General features: G+C 44.6%; 3 protein-coding genes. 1 reads left to right on the top strand and 2 read right to left on the bottom strand.

Annotation, left to right across the window (positions count from 1 at the left end; translation table 11 throughout):
* The first annotated feature begins 223 nt into the window (after positions 1-223).
* Positions 224-1,882, top strand: a complete 1,659-nt coding sequence (locus H9L42_RS16515; RefSeq protein WP_243235854.1) for a recombinase family protein — start codon at positions 224-226, stop codon at positions 1,880-1,882.
* A gap of 57 nt (positions 1,883-1,939) precedes the next feature.
* Here H9L42_RS16515 and H9L42_RS17205 read toward each other — a convergent pair whose 3' ends face one another.
* Together H9L42_RS17205 and H9L42_RS16510 are read right to left on the bottom strand one after the other, a co-directional pair.
* Positions 1,940-2,074, bottom strand: a complete 135-nt coding sequence (locus tag H9L42_RS17205; protein WP_283243264.1) for a hypothetical protein — start codon at positions 2,072-2,074, stop codon at positions 1,940-1,942.
* A gap of 228 nt (positions 2,075-2,302) precedes the next feature.
* Positions 2,303-2,545, bottom strand: a 243-nt coding sequence (locus H9L42_RS16510; protein WP_187304495.1) for a hypothetical protein, incomplete at its 5' end; no start/stop codon positions are given.

Below are 2,545 nucleotides of genomic sequence, written 5' to 3'. Positions count from 1 at the left end.
AATCCAAGTAATATCAACGCTGCCAAGTCATGAACCTGGCGGCGATTGTCATCTTTAGATGGCTCACATTCAAGTGAGCATTTTTTATGTTTTCATGGCACGGGCTATTTACCGTTTACTCTGATATCACGGAGGATGGCGAATGAATAGCGACACCTCTCTTGATATAAACAACCATTCCAATCCTGTACAGACAGTTGCCCAACCAAAGGAGGATAACGAAATGTTAAGGGCAACCGACAAAATCACAGCACTTTATTGCAGATTGTCCGTAGAGGACACCAAGGATGAGAAGAAAAACGGCAAAGAGGATTTGTCAAATTCCATCCAAAATCAAAAGGCTATGTTGCTTCAATACGCACGAGATCACCGCTTTCCCCACCCGACATTTTTCATTGATGACGGCTACAGCGGTGTGACCTATGATCGTCCTGGTTTTCAGAAAATGCTTGATGAAATTGAAGCCGGTCATGTGGGTACGGTCATTACGAAAGACCTGTCAAGGCTTGGGCGAAACTCCGCTTTGACGGGACTGTATATCAACTACACTTTTCCTCAGAACGATGTCCGCTACATCGCCATCAACGACCACTTTGACAGCATCAACCCCAACAGCACCGACAGTGACATTGCCGGTATCAAAAACTGGTTCAACGAATTTTTTGCCAAAGATACAAGCCGAAAGATTCGTGCGGTGCAAAAAGCAAAGGGTGAGCGTGGTGAAAGATTGACCGTCCATGTGCCATATGGCTACATGAAAAATCCCAAAAATCCAAAGGAATGGATTATTGACGAGGAAGCTGCACAGGTGGTCAAGAAGATTTTCACGCTCTGCATGAATGGGCGTGGACCGAGCCAAATTGCAGACCAGCTTGAAAAGGACAAGATACTCACACCTACCGCATACAAAAACAAACAAGGCGTGAAAACACCGCACACCGAGCCGGAGAACCCTTACCGCTGGCACGAAAGCACCATTGTCAATATTCTTGAACGAAAAGAGTACATTGGCGCAACGGTCAATTTCAAGACCTACACCAATTCCATTTGGGACAAAAAGCAGCGGGAAAATCCCGAAGAAAATCGAGTGATTTTCTACAACACCCATCCTGCCATTATCGAGCAGGAAGTCTTTGACAAGGTGCAGGAGATTCGTCAGCAGCGACACAGGCGAACGGCAACAGGTAAGAGCAGTCCGTTTTCGGGATTGGTGTTCTGTGCTGATTGCAAGCAGAAGCTCTACTATTCCACCACCAAATACTTTGAAAAGCGACAGGACTTTTTCACCTGTTCTACTCATCGAGCCAACAAGGACAAGTGCAGCGGACACTACATTCGTGCCGTAGTTCTGGAGGATTTGGTCTGGAATCACATGAAAGAGGTTATCTCGTATGTGACCCGATATGAAGCACATTTCAGGGTGGAAATGGAGCAAAAACTCCGTCTGCAAAGCGAGGAAACCATAAGGGTATATAAAAAGCGTCTGGCACAGGCAGAAAAGCGTATAGGGGAGCTTGATCGCCTGTTTATCAAAATCTACGAGGACAACGCCAAGGGCAAGCTGAACGATGATCGCTTTGCCATGATGAGCAAGACCTACGAGGATGAGCAGGCGCAGCTCAAAGTTGAAATCGTAAATCTGCAAAAAGAGATTGAAGTACAGGAACGACAGATAGAAGACCTTGAACAGTTTATTCAGCGGGCACGCAGATACACCGACCTCACAGAACTTACGCCATATGCTCTCAGAGAGCTTGTAAAGGCGGTTTATGTGGAGGCACCGGACAAGTCCAGCGGTAAACGCAAACAGAGGGTACATATCGAATATGACCTTGTTGGCTATATTCCCGTGGATGAACTGATAAAAGCGGAACAGGCATGACCGAAATCATGCCTGTTCCAAGAAATTCACATATTACTGTTTTACGACCACCGAGCATTATTCGGCAGGTTTTTCTTTTTCAATTAACTCCTTGACTTTCGCTTTCGCTTCGTCAAGATCTTTACAGCCGTCTAATATCATAGCCACCATTTTTAATATTTTGTCGAATTGCTTGTCTGTCATTTCTTCCATTATGCCCTCCTTTCTCCCACTTGCCTGGGTAATTGCCAATCTGGAATTCCAATTGACAAGTAAAGTATAAATGATTTTAAGATAAATGTAAGTATTTTCCAATAAAAATTAGACGATTCTTTGTCTTTAGTTTAATGTGCGAATTGTTTAAAGTCAATAAAAAAGAGCGGGTTGGCGGTGTCAAGTTGTTGTGGAGTTTTTGGTTGACAGATCCAAAATGATTATCATCTAGCTTAGCGGTATGCCTCTGTTCATGCTAAGGCTTCTGATCAGTGTCTGGGTTCCGCTGCTTCCATCGAAAACAGGCTCTCTCCTCTCAAATATGCTGAAATCAATCGCTCCCTCGCAGGCGTCCTCTATGATCCGTTCTGCATATTCACCATAGCTGCCTTTTCCTCTGTCTTTGTCCTTGAAATCCCTCGCTTCTATCTTTCCTCGGTTCTTTATGTATATCCTCTGCTTCGTCAGTTT

It is taken from the genome of Zhenpiania hominis, assembly GCF_014333425.1.
GTDB lineage: Bacteria > Bacillota > Clostridia > Peptostreptococcales > Anaerovoracaceae > Hominibacterium > Hominibacterium hominis.
The sequence above is the reverse complement of the archived record's forward strand: the minus strand, read 5'-3'. Positions and strand labels throughout refer to the sequence as shown.

Coding starts and splice junctions, on each gene's coding strand:
- H9L42_RS16515 (WP_243235854.1), top strand. CDS start 224: ATGTTAAGGGCAACCGACAAAATCACAGCACTTTATTGCAGATTGTCC.
- H9L42_RS17205 (WP_283243264.1), bottom strand. CDS start 2,074: ATGGAAGAAATGACAGACAAGCAATTCGACAAAATATTAAAAATGGTG.